This is a genomic window from Paenalcaligenes hominis (assembly GCF_011927625.1).
GTDB lineage: Bacteria > Pseudomonadota > Gammaproteobacteria > Burkholderiales > Burkholderiaceae_B > Paenalcaligenes > Paenalcaligenes hominis.
Map to the genome: position 1 here is coordinate 11,534 of NZ_JAATIZ010000005.1, position 23,668 is coordinate 35,201.

The following is a 23,668-nucleotide window of genomic DNA, read 5'->3' on the forward strand; positions in this document are numbered from 1 at the left end:
TGATCTTAATACTGCATGGCGTGCCAAGCACGTTCGAGGCGTTTTACAGAAATAGGCATAGGGGTACGAAGCTCTTGGGCAAATAAAGACACACGTAGTTCCTCAAGCATCCAAGCAAACCGTTCTAGTTGCGTATCGTCTGCCCCTTTTAAGGCAATTTTGGCACGTAAGAACTTGGTCTGCCAAGGCAGTACCTCGCCTAACAGGCGTTGATCGCGGCTGGGATCGGTGCGCAATTTATCGAGACGCACTTGAGCCGCCTTTAGATAACGGGGCAAATGCACTAACTGTTGGGGGTCGGTATCACGAATAAACCACTTGTGTATTAAACGTGTGTGTTGAGCCTGAATGTCTTCGTAAGCCTGAGTATGGGCTTTAAAACCGGCCAGTTTACGGGTGAGCTCAGCCCATGCCTGTAAAATAACATAGGCTTGCTTGGCGATTTCCTGTGCCACCAGACCTAAACGTTGGCGCGCATCGACAACTCGCTGTTCAAACTCTTGTTCGTTAGTAGGCCAAGGTTCCATCAAACACGTCTGATCAATGGCCGCATCAATAATTTGTTGCCTTAGATCGTCTTGGGTGCCCAAATTCATATACAGCATAGCCATACGCGTTAAGTCAGGGATGTTTTTTTCCTGATAACGCACTGTTTCACGTAAAGCCAACCTAAAGAGACGACGCAAACCTAACTTATGCTGCTTAAGGGCCACGTGTTGGTCATCAAACACATCCAACTCGCAGTATTCGCCTTGGTCTACCAAAGCCGGATACCCTACTACAGCCTGACCTTTACGACGTATTTCCAAAATTTCAGGTAGCTTGCCAAAAGACCAACCGGTAATGCGATCGTGATCTAAGGCTTTGGCCACTGATTTGTCTTTGACCGCAACCTCTTGGAATGATTCCTGAGCCGCCTTGCCATGCTCTGTTTTTAATTTATCTAGGTTGCGCCCCCCCGACAACATACGCCCATGCTCATCAATAACTTTGAAATTCATTAGCAAATGGGGCGGTACATTTTCCAACTTAAAGTCAGAGGGCTGTAAACGTACGCGTTTTTGCTGCCAGACATCGTCGATTAAGGCGTCGATCAAGCTTTTGGATGGGGCGTGGGCACGGTCAAACCAACGCGCATGAAAGGCTTCAGCATAATCCGGAATCGGTACACAGCTACGTCGTAATCGTTGGGGCAAGGAACGCAATAGATGCTGAACCTTTTCCTTTAACATACCGGGCACAAGCCACTCTGCTCGTTCGGCATCAATCTGGTTTAAATGGAATAACGGCACAGTAACGGTCAAGCCATCGCGTACTGAGCCTGGCTCAAAGTGATAATCAGCTTTGAGCTTAACGCCTTTCCACTCAATGCTACGAGGAAACACATCGGTGGTTACCCCCGCGGCTTCGTGCTGCATCAGTTGATCTCGATGTAGCTCGAGCTCTTTGGCTTTGGTTGGGCTTAACTTTTTATACCAGCGCTCTAGCGTAGCGGTTTGGTACATGTCAGCGGGCAGCAAGCGATCATAAAAAGCGTAAATTAAGGCATCATCTACAAGAATGTCAGGTCGACGAGCTCGATGCTCTAAGCGTTCAATGGCTTCAATTTGCTGCTGATTGTGCTTAATAAAGGGTAGGTGTGATTGAATATCTAGACCCACTAGCGCATCGCGAATAAAAATCTCTCTTGCTTCAACGGGATTAATGCGGCCATAGTGAACCCGACGCCCACTGTAAATCGTTAACCCATATAACGTGGCTTTTTCATTAGCAACCACTCGACCCGCTTTCTTTTCCCATCGGGCATCAGACCAGGTGCGCTTAAGCAAATGCTCGCCAACGCGCTCTATCCAACCTGGCTCAATCCGAGCGACACAACGCGCATATAAACGCGTGGTCTCGACTAGCTCTGCCGCCAACACCCAACGGCCAGCTTTTTTGCCTAAGGTAGACCCAGGGTGCAAGTAAAAACGAATATCACGCGTACCTTGGTATACATGGCTGTCTTCGGTTTTGTGACCAATATTTCCTAGTAAACCGGTCAGCAAGCACAGGTGAACTTGCTCATACGTTGCCTCGGTCTCGTTAAGACGCCATTTTTGTTCACGCACCAACGTTAATAACTGCTTGTGGACTTCGCGCCACTCTCTAAAGCGCATGGGCGATAAAAAACGTTCTTTGAGGGTAGCGGCCAGCTTACGATGTGAGAGACGGCTTTTTACCTGGTCCCCGTACCATTGCCACATTTTAAGGTAGGACAAGAATTCGGACTGAGCCTCTACAAAAACCTGATGCGCTCGTTCGACGACGTCACGGCTTTCTAGCGGCCGCTCACGCGGATCTTGCACGGACAACGCGGAAGCAATAATTAGCATTTCGTTTAAACACTGTTGATCGCGGGCCGCTAAGATCATACGAGCAATACGTGGGTCAACCGGCAACCGAGAGACCTCTTTACCAATCGCGGTGAGTGTGCGTTGGTCATCAATGGCTCCGATTTCCTGTAAGAGCTGATAGCCGTCAGCAATGGCGCGCCCAGAAGGCGCATCGACGAAGGGAAAATCTTCGACCTCGTTTAAACGCAATGCTTTCATGCGTAAGATGACAGACGCTAACGAGGAACGTAGGATTTCTGGATCCGTAAAAGGTGGGCGTTGGCTAAAATCGGCCTCGTCATAGAGCCGAATGCATACACCCGGGCCTACACGCCCGCACCGCCCCGCACGCTGACTAGCTGAAGCCTGACTAATTGGTTCAATACGAAGCTGTTCAACCTTGTTACGCCACGAATAACGTTTTACTCGTGCTAAGCCACTGTCAATCACATACCGAATACCCGGTACGGTTAAAGAGGTCTCAGCCACGTTGGTCGCTAAGACGACTCGTCTTGCATTGCCTTGGGGTCTAAAAATACGCGACTGTTCGGCATGACTTAAGCGTGCATATAAAGGCAGAATATCCGTGCCAATTAAGTTTTGTTTTCGTAATGCATCAGCGGCTTCGCGAATTTCACGCTCGCCGGGCAGAAATACTAAGATATCACCACTACCCATACGTTGGCATTCGTGCACGGCATCAAGAATGCCATCATTTAAATCACGTTCTTCGGTCTCAGTTTTTTTATCACCATGTTCGTTAGCTTTATCCGTCAAAATGGGACGATAGCGTATTTCAACAGGATAGAGCCGACCAGAGACCTCAATAATTGGGGCAGGCTTGCCACCTACTGCGAAATGCTCAGAAAACTGCTTAGCATCAATAGTGGCAGACGTAATAATGATTTTCAGATCACTTCGCTTGTCGATGAGCTGTCGTAAAAAGCCCAACAAAAAATCAATATTTAAGCTGCGCTCATGGGCCTCATCAATAATGATGGTGTCATAAGCTCGCAGTAACGGGTCGCGCTGGGTTTCTGCAAGCAAAATCCCATCGGTCATAAGCTTAATTGCAGAGTGCGGGCTGGTTTTATCTGTGAAGCGAATTTGATATCCTACCCATTCACCGATTTCTGTTTTAAGTTCTTCAGCAATACGATAGGCGACGGAAGTCGCTGCAATACGACGTGGCTGGGTATGCCCAATCATTTTTTTACGCCCACGGCCAAGCTCTAAGCAAATTTTAGGCAGCTGTGTGGTTTTCCCTGAACCGGTTTCACCGCTTACAATAACGACTTGATGGTTTTGTATGGCTTCGGCTATTTCATTGCGACGCGCACTAACTGGTAAATCCTCTGGGTAGAGAATATCTGGAAAAGGAAAAGGTTCAGTTGATTGTTCTAAGGTCTTATGCATGAAATTCGTTTTTTCGTAATCAGTCCATCATTATAATTTTGGTTTTGTCTTTGTTCACCCCTATTCATCACATCATTATGAGCCAACCTGACCTTGATACCCTCTCTGCCCTTGATGCACCCGAGTATGCCCCTGCGCAATTTGTGCGTTGGTTTCGCGAGGTGGCGCCCTATGTGCATCGATTCAGAGGCAAGACCTTTGTGATTGGTTTTGGCGGAGAGTTAATACGCGATGGGGTGTTAAGCACTCTTATTCCGGATCTTTCCTTAATGTCCGCCCTAGGAATTAAACTGGTGTTGGTACATGGCTCTAGGCCTCAGGTGAATGAGCAACTGCGTGTCAAAGGGTATGACTTAAGCTTTGGTCGCAAAAATGAGCCAACCAGCGCCGCCGCCCTAGAGTGTGTAAAAGAAGCCGCCGGAGAAATTCGCTTAGACATCGAAGCGGCATTTAGCCAAGGCTTACCGAATACCCCTATGTCGCATGCTCAAATTCGAGTCATTTCTGGAAACTTCGTGACGGCGCGCCCCATGGGGATTATTGATGGGATCGACTACAAACACGCAGGTGCTGTGCGCAAAATCGACACCAACTCTATTCTACGCTCATTAGAGCAAGAAGCCATTGTACTGCTTTCCCCTCTGGGTTTTTCACCTACTGGCGAAGCGTTTAACTTGGCCATGGAAGAGCTCGCTTTAAGTACCGCCGTGGCGTTGCGCGCAGAAAAGCTGATTTACTTAACCCCTAGTACGCTGACTGTTGGCACAGAGCACGAGGAAATAGCTGGCGAGCTGGCCCGACTCGAGGCTGACAAACTTTTGGCATCTAACACCTTAGACGAAGACGCCTCTTTTTTTCTTGCATCGGCCTCTCAGGCCGTTAAACGCGGCGTGCCTCGAGCGCATTTGGTGCCCTACGAAGCCGATGGTAGCGTATTACTTGAAATTTTCACTCACGATGGGGTGGGTACTATGGTGGTCGAGGACAAGCTAGATGACCTACGACCCGCCACGCTGGATGATGTGGGAGCCATTTTACAGCTTATCGAGCCACTTGAAGCCGACGGTACTCTCGTGCCTCGGGGCCGCGCTGTGGTAGAGCGCGAAGTGGAACGTTTCACTGTACTAGAACACGACGGCATTATTTATGGCTGTGTATCTATTACTCCGTATCTTAGCGAAGGTATGGTTGAAATGGCCTGCTTAATTGTTCAACCCGAGTGGCAAGGCGAAGGCGAAGGCGAGTTGCTGTTACGTCACGCCGAGAGCCGTGCACGCACTCTAGGGGCCACGCATTTATTTGTCCTTACTACGCGCACATCTCATTGGTTTATTAAACGGGGGTTTGTGCAAGGCTCGGTTACTGATTTACCTAAAGAGAAAAAAGCCCATTATAATCGGGCCCGCAATAGCCTCGTTTTTATTAAAAAGCTATAGACACATAAACTCCGCGACATCGTAGATGTTGTAAGCCTGCTCTACTACAATGGGGGCAGATTACTATTTTATAAAGGGATGATATGACCAGAATGGTGCAATGTGTGAAATTAAAAAAAGAAGCCGAAGGCTTAGAGTTCCCTCCGTATCCTGGCGAGCTTGGCGTCAAAATTTGGCAGTCAATTTCTCAAGAAGCATGGACAAACTGGGTACAAATTCAAACGCGTATTGTGAATGAAAACCGTTTAAATCTTGCGGACTCACGCTCACGTAAATACCTAGCCGAGCAAATGAAGCAATATCTATTCGAAGACCAAGATATCGAAGCCCAAGGTTTTGTCCCCCCTGGGCCATAAAACAAAAAAGCCTGATATTTTCCTATCAGGCTTTTTTAACAACCATTACGTGTTACTCGTCGAAGTTGACATCTTTACCCAAAGCAGTACGTACGGTATTTTTCATGCCGGTGTGACGAACATCGTCGCCAAGCACCATATAAATGACGCGCTCGGCCATGTTTTTGGCATGATCGCCCATTCGCTCAAGAGCTCGAGCAATAAAAATTAAATCAATGGATCGGGAAATAGTACGCGGGTCTTCGATCATGTAAGTGATGACATGACGTAGTGAACCTTTCCATTCTTTGTCTACGTCTTTGTCTTTGCGCACCACATCGGCGGCAACCACCATGTCTTGGCGTGCAAACGCATCTAAAGACTGGTTGATCATGCTTGCCACTGAGTTGCTCATGTGACGTAGCTCGACCACAGGCTCGTAACCGGAATCCGCCTCGTGCAAGCGTCGTGCCATTTTTGCTATGCGTTCGGCCTCATCACCACACCGCTCTAGGTCGGTCAACATTTTAGAAATGGATAGCAACGTGCGCAAATCAATAGCCGTAGGCTGATTACGTGCAATGATATACGTAATGCGCTCGTCAATTTCGACCTCTAGACTGTTGACCTCTTTTTCACGCTCTCGGACCTGATCGACGAGCCGCAAGTCGCCGCTGAATAACGCCTCCATGGCTTGTTCGACCATGGATTCTACCACCCCACCCATTTGTAAGAAAAGAGAGCGAGTGGCTTCGAGCTCGGTATGAAACTGTTTATTTGTATGTTCAATCATAGGAACCAACGTAAACGCAAAAGATCACCAGAAATGGACGCTAGGATTACTATACTACGGCATTATGACAGCGTGGTGACACCGTCTTGCCCAGCAACTAAGGCAATACTAGCCCCAGTAATGGCAAACAGGCCACAACATACCACCCCAGGGATATCATTAATCTGGGCTTCGAGTTGCGCAGGTGCTGTAATCTGTAGCCCATGCACATCTAAAATGCTGTTGCCGTTGTCAGTGACAAAGCCTTCGCGCCACACAACACGGCCACCGATGGCTTCGAGTCGTTGCGTTACGATACGACGCGCCATAGGAATGACTTCTATGGGCAGCGGAAATGCACCTAGCTGCTCTACGACCTTGCTCTGGTCAACAATACACAGAAAGTGTTTGGCGACGGACGCCACAATTTTTTCACGAGTTAAAGCGCCACCGCCCCCTTTGGTCATATGCAGATGATGAGTAATCTCGTCGGCACCATCGATATACCAATCCATCGAATCCACGTCGTTTAAATCAAGCACTGTAATACCGTGCTGTTGCAAACGTAAGGTGGAGCGCTCTGAACTTGAAACCGCGGCTTTAAATAAATGCTTGTGTTGAGCAAGCGTGTCGATAAATACATCAACCGTTGACCCAGTACCTATACCCAGTAGTGTGTCAGGGGTAAGCATAGGCAAGAGATAGTCAACCGCTGCAGTAGCGGCGTGTTGTTTTAATTGGTCTTGAGAATACATAATAAATTAAGCGAAACGCTGTGCGTAAGCGTCGGCCTTGAAGCCAACAGAGACGTGGTGTGCATCGACTGTGACGGGGCGACGAACTAAGGTGGGATATTCAGCAATTAATTGTAGCCAATCTTCATCACTTTCTGGTGATTTACTTGTTTCAGGTAATTGACGCCACGTAGGTGAAGCCCGATTGACTAACTTGGCCCAGCCTCCCAGTTGTTGCGCCCAAGCCGTTAAATCGGTGGCAGGGATGGGGTGGTCTCGGTAATCAATAAACGTATGCGTTATGTGGTGGTCGTTGAGCCATTTCAACGCGTTTTTACATGTACTGCAATTTTTTAAACCAAAAATCGTAACCATAATAAAAAACAGCCGCTATGCACGGCTGTATAAAAAGTTAATGATCCTTTTTCTGTAAACGGCTTGCTAAGATCACAAACAAACCAATTACAAAAATAAACAAGGTGGCTAATGCATTAATTTCCGGCTTTAACCCAAGCCGCACCCGTGAGAACACCTCGACGGGCAAAGTAGTGTAACCCGGGCCTGATAAAAACGATGCAATCACTACATCATCTAAGGACAGCGTAAATGCCAGCAACCACGCAGCCATCAGTGCAGGCATGATTAGAGGCAACGTAATACTAAAAAACACCTTGATGGGCGTAGCGCCTAAATCCAATGCGGCTTCTTCCAGGGATTTATCAAAATCACGGATCCGCGCCTGAATCACCACCGCCACATAGGCCACACACAGCACCACATGCCCTACCCAAATAGTGAAAATCCCATTGCCATCGGGCCAACCAAATAACTTGGACATTTCCACAAACATTAGCAACAGCGAAATGCCTAACACGACCTCAGGAATAACTAAGGGCGCACTTAGCATACCTACATAGAGTGTAAAGCCCTTGAATTTGCCCATGCGTGACAACACATAAGCCGCCCAGGTCCCTAATGCTACAGCGGCAGTGGCCGTAAGCGCAGCAATCAAAAAAGAAAGCTTAGCTGCGTTTAATAACGCTTGATCATTGAACAATGACTGATACCAGCGCAAAGAAAAGCCCGACCACGACGTCATAATGGCGGAGTCGTTAAAGGAAAACACCACCAAAAACACAATAGGCAGGTACAAAAAACCAAAGCCCACGGTTAGACTGAGCGCACGCCAATATGGATTTGTTTTCATTAGGATTACCCCTTCTTTTTATCGGCATGCAGGTGCTTTACCTGACTGTATTGGAAAAAGATCAAGGGCACAATTAACAGCACTACCATGACGCATGTAACGGCTGCTGCCATAGGCCAGTCTGCATTATTGAAGAACTCGTTCCACATAACACGACCCATCATAAGCGTATTCGCACCGCCTAACATTTCAGGCACAACGTATTCCCCCACTGCGGGAATAAAAACTAGCATCGCCCCCGATATCACACCGGGCATCGATAACGGCAAAGTGATCTGACGAAAAGCGGTAAAAGGTCTGGCGCCAAGATCGTAAGCCGCTTCAAGTAACCGCGTATCCAGTTTTACTAAACTGGCATATAACGGCAAAATAAAAAACGGCAAATACGCATACACCAAACCAATGTAAACCGCCAAATCGGTACGGTAAATTTCTAAAGGCGCATCCACTACGCCTAGCCATAACAAAATGGAATTAAGTATGCCATCGTTACGTAAAATACCCACCCACGCATAGACCCGTAACAGCAATGAAGTCCAAAAAGGCAAAATTACTGCCAATAACAACAAATTACGTGTCGCAGGATTAGACCGAGCGATGTAATACGCCATGGGGTAGCCAATAAGCGCACAACATAGCGTAGTAATCAGCGCCATTTTAACGGAGCTAAAGTACGTTGCTAAATACAGGTTATCGGTGACTAATAAGATATAGCCCCGTAGGTGCATCACCAGATTTAGCGTTTCATCGCTGTAATCAATTAGGGGCGTATAGGGGGGTACCCCAAACTGTAGATCCGCAAAACTGATTTTAAATACCAGCAAAAACGGAATGAACAAAAACACCAATAACCAAGCAAACGGGGCAGCAATAAGTAAACTGCGCCCCGATGGTTTTAAATGAGAGAGCTGGAGCTTTTTCATGAGGCTAACACCGTTGCACTGTCATCAGACCAAGACACATACACTTCGTCTTCTACCTCGGGCGCATCGGCTTGCGTTAACACCATGCTGGGTACATTTGCTTCCATGAGCATGCCGCTATCGAGTCGAATTTGATAGCGCACGTAGCTGCCCATCCAAGCCACATGAGTGACCTCGCCCCGCGCCCAGTTTTTTTCCTGCGTAGGTTGTGTGTGACTGACGTGAATTTCTTCGGGTCGAATGGACACATGCACTTCCATGCCTAGTGGCTCGCTGACACCGTGGTCTACTAATAGATTAACGGGTAGCTCTTCACTATGAATTTCCACGCGATCCGCCTCATCCACCACAATTTCACCTGTGAATAAATTGGTGGAGCCAATAAAGCTGGCCACAAAACGAGAGTTAGGAAACGCATACACATCGTAAGGGGTGCCAAGCTGAACAATCTGGCCCCCTGTCATGACGGCAATACGGTCTGCCATGGTCATGGCTTCCTCTTGGTCATGCGTGACCATAATGCATGTCACACCCACCTGTTCTAGAATTTTCACCAGCTCCACTTGGGTTTTTTGGCGAATTTGTTTGTCTAATGCTGACATGGGCTCATCAAGCAATAACAGCTTGGGGCGTTTCACTAGACTGCGAGCCAAAGCGACACGTTGTTGCTGCCCACCCGAAAGTTGGCTGGGCTTGCGACGGGCAAAGCCCGCCATTTGCACTAGGTCGAGTGCCTCAAAAACGCGCTCGTGAATCTCGTTCGCTGCCACCCCTTCTTGCTTTAGACCAAATGCCACATTGGCCTCGACTGTCATATGCGGAAATAAAGCATAGGACTGGAACATCATGTTGATGGGGCGTTTATAAGGCGGCAAATCCGTTATGTCTTCGTTGTCTAAATAAATTCGACCTGAAGTCGCTTCTTCAAACCCCGCTAACATACGCAACAAGGTCGATTTGCCTGACCCTGAGCTGCCTAATAACGCAAAGAACTCGTGACGCCGCACGGACAAGTCAACCGATTTAACGGCGACCGTGTCCCCAAAAATCTTAACTACATTTTCTACGCGAACGAATTCATCTTCTACCCCCGCCCAAGAGGAGGCACCCGAACGATTTTCAACCATTGATTTACCCTTAAATCGTAGAGTAGGTAAAAATTAACGACCTGATTTAAGCTCAGACCACATGCGTGTTTGTAAACGCTGAATAGCAAGCGGCTGGGGCTTAATCACATACAAGGTTTTTGCTACATCAGCAGGCGGATAAATCATCGGGTTATTGGCCACCTCTGGCATGACAAACTCGCGTGCCGATTTATTCGCATTGGGGAAGAACATCGTATTAGTGATAGCAGCATGGACCTCGGGCGTTTCAATATAGTTGATAAACACATGGGCAGCATCGACGTGGGCCGCGCCCTTAGGAATAGCCATTGTGTCAAACCAAGCAGGCGCACCGCCAGCAGGAATGTAGTAGTCAACGGTATAGTCTTTATTGGCTTGTTTGGCTCGATAAGACGAAATCATGACATCGCCCGAGAAACCATACACCATGCATAAATCGCCGGCAGCTAGCTCATCAATATAGCCTGATGAGCTAAATTGACGAATATAAGGACGAATGCTTTTTAATAGCTCTAGCGCCTCTTTGTAGTCATCCGGGTTAGAGCTGTTTGGATCCTTGCCTAAGTAATGCAACACAGCAGGAAATACTTGAGCCGCCTCATCAAGCATGGAGATACCGCACGCTTTCATTTTTTCTGCATTTTCAGGCTTGAAGAGAAGATCCCAATTGCCTAGCTCGACATCCTCGCCAAAAACTTCCTTGGCGCGCGTCACGTTAAAACCCAAGCCGTTGGTGCCATAACCCCAAGGGATAAGGTACTCGTTGCCAGGGTCCACTTCGGCCAGCACGGCCATAAGATCTGGATCAAGGTGCTCCCAGTTAGGTATTTTGGACTTATCCAGTTTTTGAAAAAGCCCCCCTTCAATTTGACGAGCCGCATAGTGCGTAGACGGCACAACGACGTCATAACCGGACTTCCCGGTTAATAGCTTAGCTTGTAAGGTGTCATTGCTGTCAAAGGTGTCGTAGCGCGCTTTGATGCCGGTGGCTTTTTCAAAGCCAGAAATCGTATCAGGCGCCGTGTATTCCGCCCAGTTATAAACGTTAACAACGTTTTCCTGCGCCTGAGTTGCAGAAAAAGCAGCAGTAAGAGCCGCCCCCACAAAAATTTGTTTGGCTAAGCCGAAGTTCATAATGTTGAACCCCTTTAAATAAAACATGGAAAACCAAAAGGCGAGTTGCGTTTAACTCAACGCAAAAAATAGGACTAGGCTTGAGAGAGTTGTTGATAGGCCTGATAAAACTGCTCATACCATTGCTGCCCCGTATCGCCCCGCACTTTAATCAAGGAGCGACGTAGACGCAACAAATTATTTAGACGCTGTTTGCTATCCACAACAGTTAATCGGCGCGCCCGGTCAAAATCAATCAAGTAAATGCGGTCGCTTTCGTCTTTTAAAATATTAAAAACATTTAAATCCGCATGCCATACTCCGGCATCATGCATTTGTTTCACCGCAAAGGCAACGGCTTTTGGTGGGGTTTTTTCAAGCTGGTGCGCTATAGGTAAAGCCTGTGGAATGCGAGCCACCAGTATGGCGGCTTTATAGCCCCCTAACTGCTTTTTCCACTGTGCTGCAATGGGCAGTGGCACCGCCACACCGCTGTTGTAAAGGTGCAACAAAACACCATATTCTGCCCAAGAACGCGTGCGCTCCGCCCCCAGCCAAAAATAACTAGAGCGAATCACTTTTGCTATGAGACCCCCACGCTTGTAATGCCTTAATACCGCAGCTACGCCCTCTATCTGCACAAACCACGCTGCATTGCGCCCGCCTTGCGTGACAGGTTGTGCATTGAGCTTAGGATTGCTTGGGTCAAATAAATGCGCTGATGGCTGCGACAGTACAGTGGCGTTAAAACGTATGCCTTGATGCGCTAAGGTTTGGGTGGTGAAGGAACAGGTCATTATTTAGAGCGTAGATAGTCCACAGCTTCTTCGATGCGCTCTACCGCCCACACCTCGAGCCCTTCAATTGCCTGCTTGGGCGCATTCGCTTTAGGAATAAGAGCAATAGAAAAGCCCAATTTTGCTGCCTCGCGTAAGCGCTCCTGACCTCGGGGGGCAGGACGTATTTCCCCTGCTAAGCCTACCTCGCCAAATACTACCAAGCCCTTAGGTAAGGGGCGGTCGTTAAGCGATGACATAATAGCAAGCAATACTGCTAAGTCGGATGCTGGTTCAGTAATACGCACCCCACCCACCGCATTGACAAAGACGTCCTGATCATAGGTAACAATGCCTGCGTGACGATTCATTACCGCCAACAACATAGATAAACGCGCCCCTTCGAGGCCAACTGACAAGCGACGCGGATTAGGCACGTGGGCGGTGTCGACTAAGGCTTGGATTTCCACTAATAAAGGCCGTGTGCCTTCTTGGGTGGCCATCACACATGAGCCAGCGACCTGCTGTTGATGTCTAGACAAAAAGAGTGCTGAAGGATTGGTTACCCCTCGCAGCCCTTTGTCTGTCATGGCAAAAACCCCTAGTTCATTCACCGCACCAAAACGGTTTTTAAATGCGCGAATGAGCCGATAGGATGACTGTGGGTCGCCTTCAAAATACAATACCGTATCGACAATGTGCTCTAAAACACGCGGCCCAGCCAACGAGCCGTCTTTGGTGACGTGACCAATTAACACCATAGCGATACCATTCTGCTTAGCCAACCGCGTCAGCTGAGCCGCGCACTCTCGAACTTGGGACACAGAACCTGGTGCTGCGGTGAGCTGAGCCGAGTACAGCGTTTGGATTGAGTCGATCACCGCAACTTTAGGTTTACGTTCAAGCAAGGTTTGCGTGATGTGCTCAAGCTGAATTTCGGCCAGTAAATCTACCCCTTGAGTCGGCAAGTCTAACCGGCGTGCCCGTAAGGCGACCTGTTCCGCGGATTCTTCTCCGGTGACATATAAAACTGGCACGACTTGCGCCAAGGTAGACATCGCCTGCAAGAGCAGTGTCGATTTTCCTACGCCAGGGTCACCCCCGATGAGAATCACCCCCCCGTCCACTAGCCCTCCACCTAAGGCGCGATCAAGTTCTGATAAGCCCGTGGGTTGACGTGGTAGCTCGCGTGCTTGAACATCGGTCAAGCTTTGTACTGGGCTAGCCCCACCTAAAGATTCGTAACGATTGCTTACGCTACTGCTAGAGGCAGGCTCGACCACCACCTCTTGCATCGTATTCCACTGATGGCACTGAGAGCAGCGTCCCTCCCAGCGGGGACTATCTGCCCCGCATTCGGAGCATACATAGGCCGTTTTGGCTTTTTTACTGGTTTTTCGCGTCACCATACTGTTATCGCCCTGTTAGGCTACTGCCGCCATCAATGAGCAGCTCTTGACCGGTAATATACCCGGCTGCATCACTTAGCAAAAAGGCAACGGCAGCGGCAATTTCTTCGGTTTGGGCGAAACGGCCCATCGGAATGCTTTTTAACAAACGCAACTCGTCTTCGCTGCGCTCTGGACAGTTTTGTCTAAAAAGCGCCGTTTCGGTAGCGCCAGGAGAAATCGCATTGACCGTAATGCCATAGGGCGCCAGCTCGAGCGCCCACGTATTAGTACAACCAAGCAGTGCACTTTTTGCCGCTGCATAGCTAGTGCGATCATACGCCCCATGGGCTGCTCGGCTAGAAATATTGATGATGCGCCCTTCTTGTCTGGCTTTCATTGAGGGGATAAAGGTTTGGGCCACTTGCACAGCAGCTCGCACGTTTAAATCGAAGACCTGATATAGGACATTTAGGTCGACCTCGCCGATTGGCTGCGGCATGACGGAGCCGACATTATTCACTACGGCATCGATTGGGTATTTTTCGCGCAGCATCCGTAAGACTTCTTCGCTTTCCCCTGCATTCGCTAAATCACAGGCATACAAATAGCCTGGAAAGTCGATGTCTTGGGTATTACGTGCTAAACCCACCACATGAGCCCCTAAATCTGCCAGATGTTGGCTAATCGCCCAGCCGATGCCTTTGGTGGCGCCGGTTACTAATACACATTTATTTTTCATTTGTATTCCTACTTTTCAACTACTACACGTGGCACGCGTGGCGCAACCGCACATAATAACTCATAGCCAATGGTGCCTGCCGCCAACGCTACCTCGTCCACAGAAGGCCCATCCTGCCCCCACAACACCACCTCTGAGCCCACTTGAGCCTGAGGAATAGAAGTTAAATCCACCATCAGCATATCCATAGAGACGCGGCCGACTAACTGTGTAGCTTGACCTTGGACCCAAATGGGGGTGCCTGATGGGGCATGACGAGGGTACCCATCGGCATACCCGCAGGCCACCACCCCAAGGCGCATAGGGTGCTGACTAATAAAACTGTGGCCATAGCCTACCCCTTGGTGGGCAGCGAGATCACGAATGCTAATAATTTCGGCCCGCAAGCTTTGAGCGGGAACTAGACCCAAACTGTGTGCTGGCACCGCAGCAAAAGGAGACGCACCATACAAGCAAATACCAGGGCGCACCCATTGTTCAAACTGTGTCGACAAATGTTGTTGCAAACTGGCAGTGAGTGTACCTGCTGAATTACAGACACTGATGCGTCCGGGCAGCTGAGAGGTGTACTGCGTAAAACATTGTAGCTGCTGATAAGTGATACTAGGATCGTCATCAGCGCGAGCGAAATGGGTCATTTTTCCTAGTTGACCAATCGTACCTTGGGACTGCAATTGGAGAAGTCGGCGATAAACGGACTCGAAGTGCTCGGGGGCAAACCCTAAACGGTTCATCCCGGTATTGAGTTTCACCATCACATCAAGTGGATGTCGTAGCCGAGCCGCATGCTGCTCTAGGAGCTGCAGCTGTTCAATACTGTGAATCACGGTAGTAATCTGGTGTTCATCAATAGTAGTCAAGTCTTCTGGACCAAAGAAGCCCTCGAGTAACATGAGTGGCTTGTTCCATCCTCGTTCACGACAGCGTACCACTTCGTTAATATCTAGCATTGCTAAGCCATCAGCTGCTGCAAACCCCTGCACCGCCTGGTCAATGCCATGGCCATAAGCATTGGCTTTAATTACCGCCCAGATAGACGGCGTAGGACGCTGTAATGGCTGCACCTGATGAGTTAACGCAGTACGTATTTGTGCTAAGTTGTGACGTAAGGCAGGAATAGAAACCTGAACACGTATGGGACGGGGCATGAAAAAACCTAAAAATAAAAAACGCCTAAAGACTACCTATATAATGCCTCATTAAAACGTAGATCAATCCGTTTACGCAATGGTGCTTTATACTTGCAGCTATGTCAGTCGATCATTATGAAAATTTCCCTGTCGCCTCGTGGCTGTTGCCTAGACGACTACGTCGCCCCATTCACCATATCTATTGGTTTTCACGTAGTGCGGATGATATTGCCGATGAAGGTGACCACTGCCCTAACTGGCGCCTAGACCAGCTGCAAAGTTACCGCGATGCGCTACAGCAAATTGCCTCTGGTCAGCTCCAACTAAGCCCTAACGATTCGCGTTTTGCTATTTTCACGCCGCTGGCCCCCGTCATTATTGAGCAGCAGCTGCCTATATCGTTATTTAATGACCTCATCACGGCATTTGAGCAAGATGTGACCGTAAAACGGCATACAAATTATGAGGCGCTTTATTATTATTGCACTCATTCAGCTAATCCAGTAGGACGCATTCTATTACATTTATATAACGAGCAGCGCCCAGACAGTTTGGACATGTCCGATGCCATTTGCACGGGATTGCAACTCACTAACTTTTGGCAAGATATTGCTATCGATTGGGAAAAAGATCGCGTCTATATCCCAACAGACACCTTAACTCAATTTGAGCTCAGCGAAACCTACATCGCAGATCGCTGTGCTCAGAGGCCCACTTCTGTCACAGACAACAAGCACTGGCTTCGTATGATGCAACAGCAAGTCGAACACGCACGACAATTGCTGCTTAGCGGTATGCCACTTGCTACTCGGTTACCCGGGCGTATTGGGCTTGAATTACGATTAATTATTTTAGGTGGTTTACGTATTCTTGAGCGTTTGGACGAGGTTGATTACGATGTGTTTAACCATCGCCCCCAATTAGCTAAAGCAGACTGGATGCGCTTAGGCCTACGTCTTTTGACCACTTCATTTCACAATAAATAACGATGACACCTGATGAATACTGCCAAGACAAGGCAGCCCAAAGCGGCTCGAGCTTTTATTATGCTTTTTTATTTCTACCCCCCGAGCGTCGTAAAGCCATAACGGCTTTGTATGCCTTTTGTCGTGAAGTGGATGATGTGGTCGATGAAACCTTAGAGTCTTCGGTAGCACGCATGAAGCTCGTCTGGTGGCGCGATCAAGTCAATGCACTCTACCATAGCCCTAAAGACGTAACACACCCTGTTATGAAAGCACTGGCACCGCATATTCCTGTCTATGATTTAAAAATCACCGAACTGCTTGCCGTCATTGATGGCATGGAAATGGACCTAGAGGAAGTGCGCTACCAGACTTGGGAAGACTTGAAGCGTTATTGTTGGCATGTAGCCAGCGTAGTAGGCATCTTATCCGCTAAAATCTTTGGTCAAACGACCCCAGCCACCAGTGACTATGCCACTAAGCTAGGGCTTGCCTTTCAGCTAACAAATATTATTCGTGACGTAGGCGATGACGCGCGTCGTGGTCGTATCTACTTACCCCTCGAGGACTTAGAGCGGTTTCAAGTACGCCCGAATGAAATCTTAGATGCCCAGCACAGTGATCGATTTGAGGCATTAATGCAATTTCAAACTCAACGTGCGTATCAGCTCTACAAAGAGGCCGCCGAAGCCCTTCCCGAAGCCGATCGACGTAGTCAGCGTCCTGGCTTGTTGATGGCGGCCATTTATTTCGCTCTATTAGAAGAAATTGCTGCCGATCGTTGGGAGGTGTTAGATAAACGCACCTCTCTCACCCCTATCCGTAAGTTTTGGTTAGCGTGGAAAACCTGGGTGACTGGGGGTAAATCGCTCTTACGTCGGCTCAAGCAATGCGCATAGGAATTATTGGTGCAGGTTGGGCGGGTGCAGCGGCTGCCTGGCAACTGCACAAAGACGGGCACGAGGCCATCGTCTTCGAGGCGGCACCTCAAATAGGGGGGCGTGCCCGCAATTACCACTCTAAGCTTTTAGGCCAAACCCTAGATAATGGGCAGCATATTTTGCTGGGGGCGTATACCTCAACCTTAGCGATTATGGATGAACTCGGCCTTAGCCCAGACAAGCATTTTTACCGTTTCGACTTGGATATTTATAGCGCTGATCAGCGTTTTCGTTTTAAGACGGCCCCCCTTCCTGCCCCCTTTCATTTGCTTGGTCCTTTAGTGAATGCTAAGGGCTTAGCGTTTAAAGACCGCTTCGCTTTGGGTAAGCTGTATCGCTACTTGCGTACGCGTCAGTGGCAGGTTCCAGCTGGGCAAACCGTGGCAATGCTGTTACAGCACACCCAACAACCCGAGGTATTAATACAAAAGCTCTGGCACCCACTGTGTTTAGCAGCACTAAATACACCTATTGATGCGGCCTGCGCCCAGCTTTTTGCCCATGTATTACGGGATAGTTTGGGGGGGGCCCGTGCCGCTACGCAAATGCTAATACCGTTACGTCCTATGGGCAGTCTTTGGGCTGAGCAGGCATTGCAACATGCGCAAATACACACGGGCAGCCCTGTACGTACTATAGAAACCACAGCCAACGGTTATCAAATTAATGGTCACCACCTAGATGGGGTGATTGTGGCAACAAACTCCCCGTCTTGTCATCGCCTGCTACAAAATCTGGATAAAGACAATCAAAACAAGGCTTTTATTGATTCGATATCGCACTTTTGTTTCAACCCGATTGCCACTTTGTATTTGTTGCCCCAGCACGCCTGGGAAAACCCGCACCCCATGTTGATGCTTGAAGAGGATCTACATGGCCTCCAAGCGGGTCAGTGGGTATTCAATCATGCAGCTTTACCTGACAGCGATTTGGGTCAAGTCATTGCCGTCACCATTAGTTATGCCAATCGCTTACAAGGCCACAGTAAAGAAGCAATCACAGCAGCAATTAGGCAGCAATTACAAACCCAGTCTGTGTTTCCTTTGCCGCCTATCGTGGCTAGTGAACTCATTACAGAAAAAAGAGCGACGTTTGTGGCTCGTCCCCATTTAACTCGACCTAGTACTCACACCCCATGGCCGCGTCTTATGCTGGCGGGTGACTGGGTCCAAAACCCTTATCCAGCAGTGCTTGAGGGTGCCGTACAAAGTGGGTTAGCTGCAGCATGCGCTTTTCACTGAATCCCCACTGACAAAAAAACCCACATACTGATATGTGGGTTTTTTGTCTAAGGCAGTGTGAAACCACCTAGGTGTGCTGTTCCATATAAGTACGCACCTGTTCCACATCGGCATCCATTATCACCACACGTTGTGGTAAATCATTGAGATGTGTTAGGTGCTGAGGCACAGGAGCTGGCTGACCAATGGCTTCCTCGATGGTTTCAGAGAATTTCGCAGGTAGCGCGGTTTCCAGTACCAACATGGGTATACCTGGCTGCACATAATCAGCAGCCACCTTTACGCCATCGGCTGTGTGGGGGTCGATAAGAACACCCGTACTTTGGTAGGTTTGAGCAATGGTATGCAACCTATCGTTATGCGAGCTTTGGCCGGCCACAAACCCGTAGTGTTGCTCAAACAAAGGCAACATATGGCTAAGATCGAAGTAGCCTTGCTGAGCCAGCTGCCCCCACAGCGCATTGAGTTTGGCCGCATCACGTCCAACTAAATCAAACACAAAGCGTTCAAAGTTAGAGGCACGAGAAATGTCCATAGAAGGGCTGGAGGTCGCAAAGGTATTTTGTGCCGTACGAGGACGATAAATACCTGTGCGGAAAAACTCTTCCAGAACGTTGTTCTCGTTAGTGGCTAAAACTAGGCGCGCAATAGGCAAGCCCATTTGGCGTGCAATGTGGCCGGCTAGGATATTACCAAAGTTCCCAGAAGGAACCGTGTAAGACACCTGTTGCGACGCATGGGTTGTAGCGCGCAACCAACCCCAAAAGTAGTAGACGACCTGAGCTGCAATACGGGCCCAGTTAATGGAGTTTACCGCGCCCAAATGCATAGACTGCTTGAAGGCGAGGTCTCCGCCTAACTGTTTAACAATGTCTTGGCAATCATCAAAGACGCCTTTCACCGCTAAGTTATGAATGTTTTCGTCTTGGAGCGAATACATTTGCGCGCGTTGAAAAGCGCTCATGCGACCATAAGGCGATAACATAAACACATTGACGCGCTTTTTACCACGCAACGCGTATTCAGCGGCTGAACCGGTATCGCCAGACGTCGCACCTAAGATATTAATGCGACCATCGCGCTTTTCTAAAACGTATTCAAAGACTTGCCCCAGAAACTGCATAGCCATGTCTTTAAATGCAAGCGTAGGCCCTTGAGACAAGCCAAGCAGCGCCATTTCCCCTTGCAAGGGTTTGACAGGAACCATGTTGGTGCCTACATACAGGCTTGGGTCATACGCTGCCTGCGTCAAGGTGCGCAGGTCTTCCGCAGGAATGTCATCAATGAATAATGACAAAATCTCAAAAGCCAGCTCGGCATAAGAGAGCTGGCGCCACTGTTCTAGCGTCGCCGTGGTGATTTGAGGATAGTGTTCGGGAATAGCTAAGCCCCCATCAGGGGCCAAGCCTTCGAGCAAAATATCACTGAATGGTTGTGGCGTCATGCCGCCACGCGTGGATATATAGTTCATCACAAAGTCTCTACACGCAAACGTGTAACAGGTGAGCGCACAAAATCAAGCGTTTGTATTTTTAATATAGCATTAAGAATATCGCCTTCGCGAGCTTCGTGCGTCAAGAAGATAATATCCGTCTCGTCATTGACGGCTGGCTCTTGAAACATGGAGCCAATGGATATGGAAGTGTCAGCCAAAATGCGAGCAATGTCTGCCAATACCCCTGGACGGTCCTCGACGCGTAAGCGTAAGTAATACGCTGACTGCACGTCATCCATGGCCATAATTGGGGTGTCAGCCATGGCGTTTTGTTGAAAAGCCAAATACGGCACACGGTGATCGTGGTCCGCATCGACCAAACGGGCGACATCGACTAAATCGGCAACTACCGCTGACGCAGTAGGCAGCTCGCCCGCCCCAGCGCCATAGTACACCGTAGAGCCTACGGCGTCGCCGTGCACCATGACGGCATTCATAGCCCCTTGGACATTGGCTAACATACTTTCAGAAGGAACCAACGTGGGGTGAACACGTAGCTCGATGCCCTGCTCGCGCGCACGCGTAATACCTAATAGCTTAACCGTGTAACCCAAGCGCTCGGCATGAGCAATATCTTCGGCCGCCAACGTAGTAATGCCTTCGATGTGGGCTTTATCAAACTGTACCGGCACCCCAAAAGCAAGCGAAGACAGCAAGCTAAGCTTGTGTGCGGCATCGACACCCTCGATATCGAAGGTGGGATCTGCTTCGGCATAGCCTAAACGCTGCGCATCGGCTAATGCGTCAGCAAATGACAAGCCCTGACTACGCATTTCAGACAAGATGAAGTTGGTGGTGCCATTAATAATGCCTGCCACCCACTGAATACGGTTTGCTGTTAGGCCTTCGCGCATGGCTTTAATAATGGGAATTCCCCCTGCCACCGCGGCCTCAAATGCCACCATTACATTTTGCTTTTGCGCGGCAGCAAATACCTCGTTGCCATGCGTTGCCAACAAGGCCTTATTGGCAGTGACCACATGCTTGCCTTGCTCAATCGCTTTCATGACCCAGTCTTTGGCCAGCGTGTCGCCGCCCACTAGCTCGACCACTACATCAATGTCGGGATTCAACACTACATCCATACCATCGGTAGTAATGTGAATGTGATCACCAACTAGCTCTTTTGCTTTTGCAACATCACGTACGGCTACGGCAGCAACCTCAATACGACGACCTGCACGACGAGCAATTTCGTCTGCGTTTTGGTTGAGGACTTTCCACGTACCGCCCCCGACCACGCCTAAACCAAGTAGGCCAACCTTGATTGGTTTCATTTAAGCAACCCATCCTTTCGGAACATATCTTTAATGCCGCGTATCGCTTGACGGATACGCTGCTCGTTTTCAATTAGCGCAAAGCGCACGTAATCATCACCGTACTCACCAAAGCCCACACCAGGGGACACAGCCACCTTGGCTTCAGACAACAACCGTTTAGAAAACTCTAAGGAGCCGTCTTTACTGTAGTGCTCTGGAATTTTGGCCCAAATATACATAGAAGCTTTAGGAATATCGACATTCCAGCCGATTTCCTGTAAGCCTTTGGCCAATACGTCTCGGCGGTTTTTATAACTGGCGGTGATTTCGGCCACACAATCTTGTGGGCCTTCAAGCGCTGCAATAGCCGCCACCTGAATAGGCGTAAAAGTGCCATAGTCATGGTAGCTTTTTATGCGTGCTAGCGCATGAACCAGCTTTTCATTTCCCACCATAAAACCAATGCGCCACCCCGCCATGTTATAGCTTTTACTCATAGTAAAAAATTCAACGGCCACGTCGCGGGCACCCTCTACTTGTAAAATGGAGGGGGCAACGTAACCGTCGAAGGTGATGTCTGCATAGGCTAAATCATGCACAACTAAAATGTCGTGCTCACGAGCCAACGCCACAATACGCTCGAAAAACTCGAGCTCTACACATTGTGCGGTTGGATTGCTAGGAAAGCCTAAAATCATCATTTTGGGCTTAGGAATCGTCTCTTTAACGGCTCGTTCAATTTCTTCGAAAAAATCAACACCGGGCACCATCGGTACAGAACGAATATTTGCCCCAGCAATGACCGCCCCATAAATATGAATGGGGTAGCTCGGGTTGGGCACCAATACCGTATCCCCACGATCTAAGGTGGCCAACATTAAATGGGCGAGACCTTCTTTGGAGCCAATGGTCACAATTGCTTCGGTCTCTGGATCAAGTTTGACCTGATAGCGGCGATCATACCAATTAACAATCGCTTTCCGTAGACGAGGAATACCACGCGAGACGGAATAACCGTGGGTATCTGGACGGCTTGAGGCCTCGACCAATTTGTCTACAATGTGTTGTGGAGTGGCACCATCAGGATTACCCATCGACATATCAATAATGTCTTCGCCGCGACGTCGCGCCGCCATTTTAAGTTCGCCGGTAATATTAAATACATAGGGTGGCAAACGATCTATGCGAGGAAAGCTACTCATGGGATTCCTTAGATGTGCAAAAATGAACAAAAAGTCCGAATCAATTAGTTTAATCGAACATAGGCAAAGTGGAAAATCCACATTCTAAAAAGACTAGGCTTTGCGTTATGATCAAGGTATGTTTTGTGGAGATGGATCGTGCATATTCAAAAAGAAGTTAACCCAGCACTTAACACCGTAACGGCCTATGGTGATGATTATATTGAAATCAATAAAACACGCCATACGCAGTCTGTTTATTTCACCCCCGAGGGGCAAATCCATGATCTAGGCATTCAAAGCCCCACTGATTTTACTACAGAGCTCTTACAAAAGATCACTGGATTAGTGCCTATTAAAGCCGATGCGATGGCTTTTTTAGATAATTCGCCACCCTCCTTTGATAACCCAGAGCAAATAGAAGTAGTACTGATCGGCACGGGTGCGCACCAACACTTTTTACCTCCTCAATTAACGAACCTGTTATTGATGGCTCGTATTGGCGTAGAGGTCATGGACAGCCAAGCCGCTGCACGCACGTATAATATCCTTATGTCTGAAGGCCGACGCGTTGTCGCCGCCTTAATTATTTAACTATCTAAAGGAAGACTATGACCCCCATTGCAGTAGGCCAAACCGTTCCCTCATTTAGCGCCGAAAGCACCGAAGGCCTTATTCATTCCGCCGAATTAATTGGTCAGGCCTATGTGTTGTACTTTTACCCTCGCGACAACACACCAGGCTGCACCACCCAAGCGCAAAACTTTAGAGACCTCGCCCAAGAATTCAATGACGCAGGAGTTAAAATCATTGGCGTTTCTCGCGATACCATGAGCTCTCATGAACGTTTCGCTGCTAAACAAGAACTCCCTTTCGCTCTCATTAGTGACCCCGAGGAAACCCTTTGCGAGTTATTCGGTGTCATGAAAATGAAAAATATGTACGGTAAACAAGTACGAGGCATTGAGCGTAGTACCTTTTTAGTCAATGCCAATGGTGAGCTTGTTCAAGAGTGGCGTGGTTTACGTGTACCTGGCCATGTGGATCAGGTTCTAGAGGCCGCGCGCGCCCTATAATTTTTTTCGCGTTGCTGCCCTTAAGCAGCGCAAGTC

At 48.7% G+C, this 23,668-nt stretch carries 22 protein-coding genes; 7 read left to right on the forward strand and 15 right to left on the reverse strand.

Translation table 11 applies throughout. From position 1 onward, the window contains the following. Nucleotides 1–5: 5 nt before the first annotated feature. Nucleotides 6–3,791, reverse strand: coding sequence for an ATP-dependent RNA helicase HrpA (gene hrpA / locus GGR41_RS11645; protein ID WP_167662009.1), 3,786 nt, complete (start codon nucleotides 3,789–3,791; stop codon nucleotides 6–8). Between the two features lie 77 nt (nucleotides 3,792–3,868). On the opposite strand from hrpA, the gene argA reads away from it, so the two are divergent. Both argA and GGR41_RS11655 read left to right on the forward strand, forming a co-directional pair. Next, entirely contained in the window at nucleotides 3,869–5,227 is a 1,359-nt protein-coding gene (argA, locus tag GGR41_RS11650) for an amino-acid N-acetyltransferase (RefSeq protein WP_167662011.1), read from the forward strand. An 83-nt stretch (nucleotides 5,228–5,310) separates the two neighbouring features. Next, a complete protein-coding gene (locus tag GGR41_RS11655) occupies nucleotides 5,311–5,583 on the forward strand; it encodes an oxidative damage protection protein (protein WP_077734852.1) in 273 nt (90 codons plus the stop codon). A gap of 52 nt (nucleotides 5,584–5,635) precedes the next feature. Here GGR41_RS11655 and phoU read toward each other — a convergent pair whose 3' ends face one another. The 11 genes from phoU to alr all read right to left on the reverse strand — a co-directional run bounded on the left by phoU (nucleotide 5,636) and on the right by alr (nucleotide 15,492). Continuing rightward, a complete protein-coding gene (gene phoU / locus GGR41_RS11660; protein ID WP_167662013.1) occupies nucleotides 5,636–6,355 on the reverse strand; it encodes a phosphate signaling complex protein PhoU in 720 nt (239 codons plus the stop codon). A 62-nt stretch (nucleotides 6,356–6,417) separates the two neighbouring features. After that, a complete protein-coding gene (gene rpiA / locus GGR41_RS11665; protein ID WP_167662014.1) occupies nucleotides 6,418–7,089 on the reverse strand; it encodes a ribose-5-phosphate isomerase RpiA in 672 nt (223 codons plus the stop codon). A 6-nt stretch (nucleotides 7,090–7,095) separates the two neighbouring features. Continuing rightward, entirely contained in the window at nucleotides 7,096–7,443 is a 348-nt protein-coding gene (locus GGR41_RS11670; RefSeq protein ID WP_167662016.1) for an arsenate reductase family protein, read from the reverse strand. A 37-nt stretch (nucleotides 7,444–7,480) separates the two neighbouring features. After that, nucleotides 7,481–8,275, reverse strand: a complete 795-nt coding sequence (locus GGR41_RS11675) for an ABC transporter permease subunit (RefSeq protein ID WP_077734849.1) — start codon at nucleotides 8,273–8,275, stop codon at nucleotides 7,481–7,483. A gap of 5 nt (nucleotides 8,276–8,280) precedes the next feature. Then, the gene (locus GGR41_RS11680; protein ID WP_077734848.1) at nucleotides 8,281–9,198 is read right to left on the reverse strand and encodes an ABC transporter permease subunit; all 918 of its coding nucleotides are present in this window, start codon (nucleotides 9,196–9,198) and stop codon (nucleotides 8,281–8,283) included. Continuing rightward, the gene (locus GGR41_RS11685) at nucleotides 9,195–10,325 is read right to left on the reverse strand and encodes an ABC transporter ATP-binding protein (RefSeq protein WP_077734847.1); all 1,131 of its coding nucleotides are present in this window, start codon (nucleotides 10,323–10,325) and stop codon (nucleotides 9,195–9,197) included. The genes GGR41_RS11680 and GGR41_RS11685 overlap by 4 nt, the downstream gene beginning before the upstream one ends. A gap of 33 nt (nucleotides 10,326–10,358) precedes the next feature. Further along, entirely contained in the window at nucleotides 10,359–11,459 is a 1,101-nt protein-coding gene (locus tag GGR41_RS11690) for a polyamine ABC transporter substrate-binding protein (protein ID WP_167662018.1), read from the reverse strand. Nucleotides 11,460–11,533: 74 nt separating this feature from the next. After that, nucleotides 11,534–12,235: a 3-deoxy-D-manno-octulosonic acid kinase gene (locus GGR41_RS11695; protein ID WP_167662020.1), complete on the reverse strand. Its 702-nt coding sequence runs from the start codon at nucleotides 12,233–12,235 to the stop codon at nucleotides 11,534–11,536. Beyond that, a complete protein-coding gene (gene radA, locus GGR41_RS11700) occupies nucleotides 12,235–13,623 on the reverse strand; it encodes a DNA repair protein RadA (RefSeq protein ID WP_167662022.1) in 1,389 nt (462 codons plus the stop codon). The genes GGR41_RS11695 and radA overlap by 1 nt, the downstream gene beginning before the upstream one ends. Before the next feature lie 4 nt (nucleotides 13,624–13,627). Then, on the reverse strand, nucleotides 13,628–14,344 hold the full coding sequence (locus GGR41_RS11705) for an SDR family oxidoreductase (RefSeq protein WP_077734844.1): 717 nt from the start codon (nucleotides 14,342–14,344) through the stop codon (nucleotides 13,628–13,630). A gap of 8 nt (nucleotides 14,345–14,352) precedes the next feature. Then, entirely contained in the window at nucleotides 14,353–15,492 is a 1,140-nt protein-coding gene (gene alr, locus GGR41_RS11710; protein ID WP_167662024.1) for an alanine racemase, read from the reverse strand. Between the two features lie 101 nt (nucleotides 15,493–15,593). On the opposite strand from alr, the gene hpnC reads away from it, so the two are divergent. From hpnC to hpnE, 3 genes are read left to right on the forward strand one after another with little or no spacing between them, the layout of a single operon-like run. Next, nucleotides 15,594–16,460, forward strand: coding sequence for a squalene synthase HpnC (gene hpnC / locus GGR41_RS11715; RefSeq protein WP_167662026.1), 867 nt, complete (start codon nucleotides 15,594–15,596; stop codon nucleotides 16,458–16,460). Nucleotides 16,461–16,462: 2 nt separating this feature from the next. Continuing rightward, nucleotides 16,463–17,338, forward strand: a complete 876-nt coding sequence (hpnD, locus tag GGR41_RS11720) for a presqualene diphosphate synthase HpnD (protein WP_167662028.1) — start codon at nucleotides 16,463–16,465, stop codon at nucleotides 17,336–17,338. Further along, on the forward strand, nucleotides 17,329–18,621 hold the full coding sequence (gene hpnE, locus GGR41_RS11725) for a hydroxysqualene dehydroxylase HpnE (protein ID WP_167662030.1): 1,293 nt from the start codon (nucleotides 17,329–17,331) through the stop codon (nucleotides 18,619–18,621). Before hpnD ends, hpnE begins: the two co-directional genes overlap by 10 nt. Before the next feature lie 67 nt (nucleotides 18,622–18,688). Here hpnE and thrC read toward each other — a convergent pair whose 3' ends face one another. From thrC to alaC, 3 genes are read right to left on the reverse strand one after another with little or no spacing between them, the layout of a single operon-like run. After that, nucleotides 18,689–20,092: a threonine synthase gene (gene thrC, locus GGR41_RS11730; RefSeq protein ID WP_167662032.1), complete on the reverse strand. Its 1,404-nt coding sequence runs from the start codon at nucleotides 20,090–20,092 to the stop codon at nucleotides 18,689–18,691. Further along, nucleotides 20,092–21,393, reverse strand: a complete 1,302-nt coding sequence (locus tag GGR41_RS11735; RefSeq protein ID WP_077734840.1) for a homoserine dehydrogenase — start codon at nucleotides 21,391–21,393, stop codon at nucleotides 20,092–20,094. The genes thrC and GGR41_RS11735 overlap by 1 nt, the downstream gene beginning before the upstream one ends. Next, on the reverse strand, nucleotides 21,390–22,577 hold the full coding sequence (gene alaC, locus GGR41_RS11740) for an alanine transaminase (protein WP_077734839.1): 1,188 nt from the start codon (nucleotides 22,575–22,577) through the stop codon (nucleotides 21,390–21,392). Before alaC ends, GGR41_RS11735 begins: the two co-directional genes overlap by 4 nt. 138 nt (nucleotides 22,578–22,715) lie before the next feature. On the opposite strand from alaC, the gene GGR41_RS11745 reads away from it, so the two are divergent. Further along, nucleotides 22,716–23,150, forward strand: a complete 435-nt coding sequence (locus GGR41_RS11745; protein WP_167662034.1) for an Mth938-like domain-containing protein — start codon at nucleotides 22,716–22,718, stop codon at nucleotides 23,148–23,150. Between the two features lie 17 nt (nucleotides 23,151–23,167). After that, nucleotides 23,168–23,632 carry a peroxiredoxin gene (locus GGR41_RS11750; protein WP_077734838.1) on the forward strand — a complete coding sequence of 155 codons (465 nt, stop codon included), beginning with the start codon at nucleotides 23,168–23,170 and terminating at the stop codon, nucleotides 23,630–23,632. Nucleotides 23,633–23,668: the final 36 nt, after the last annotated feature.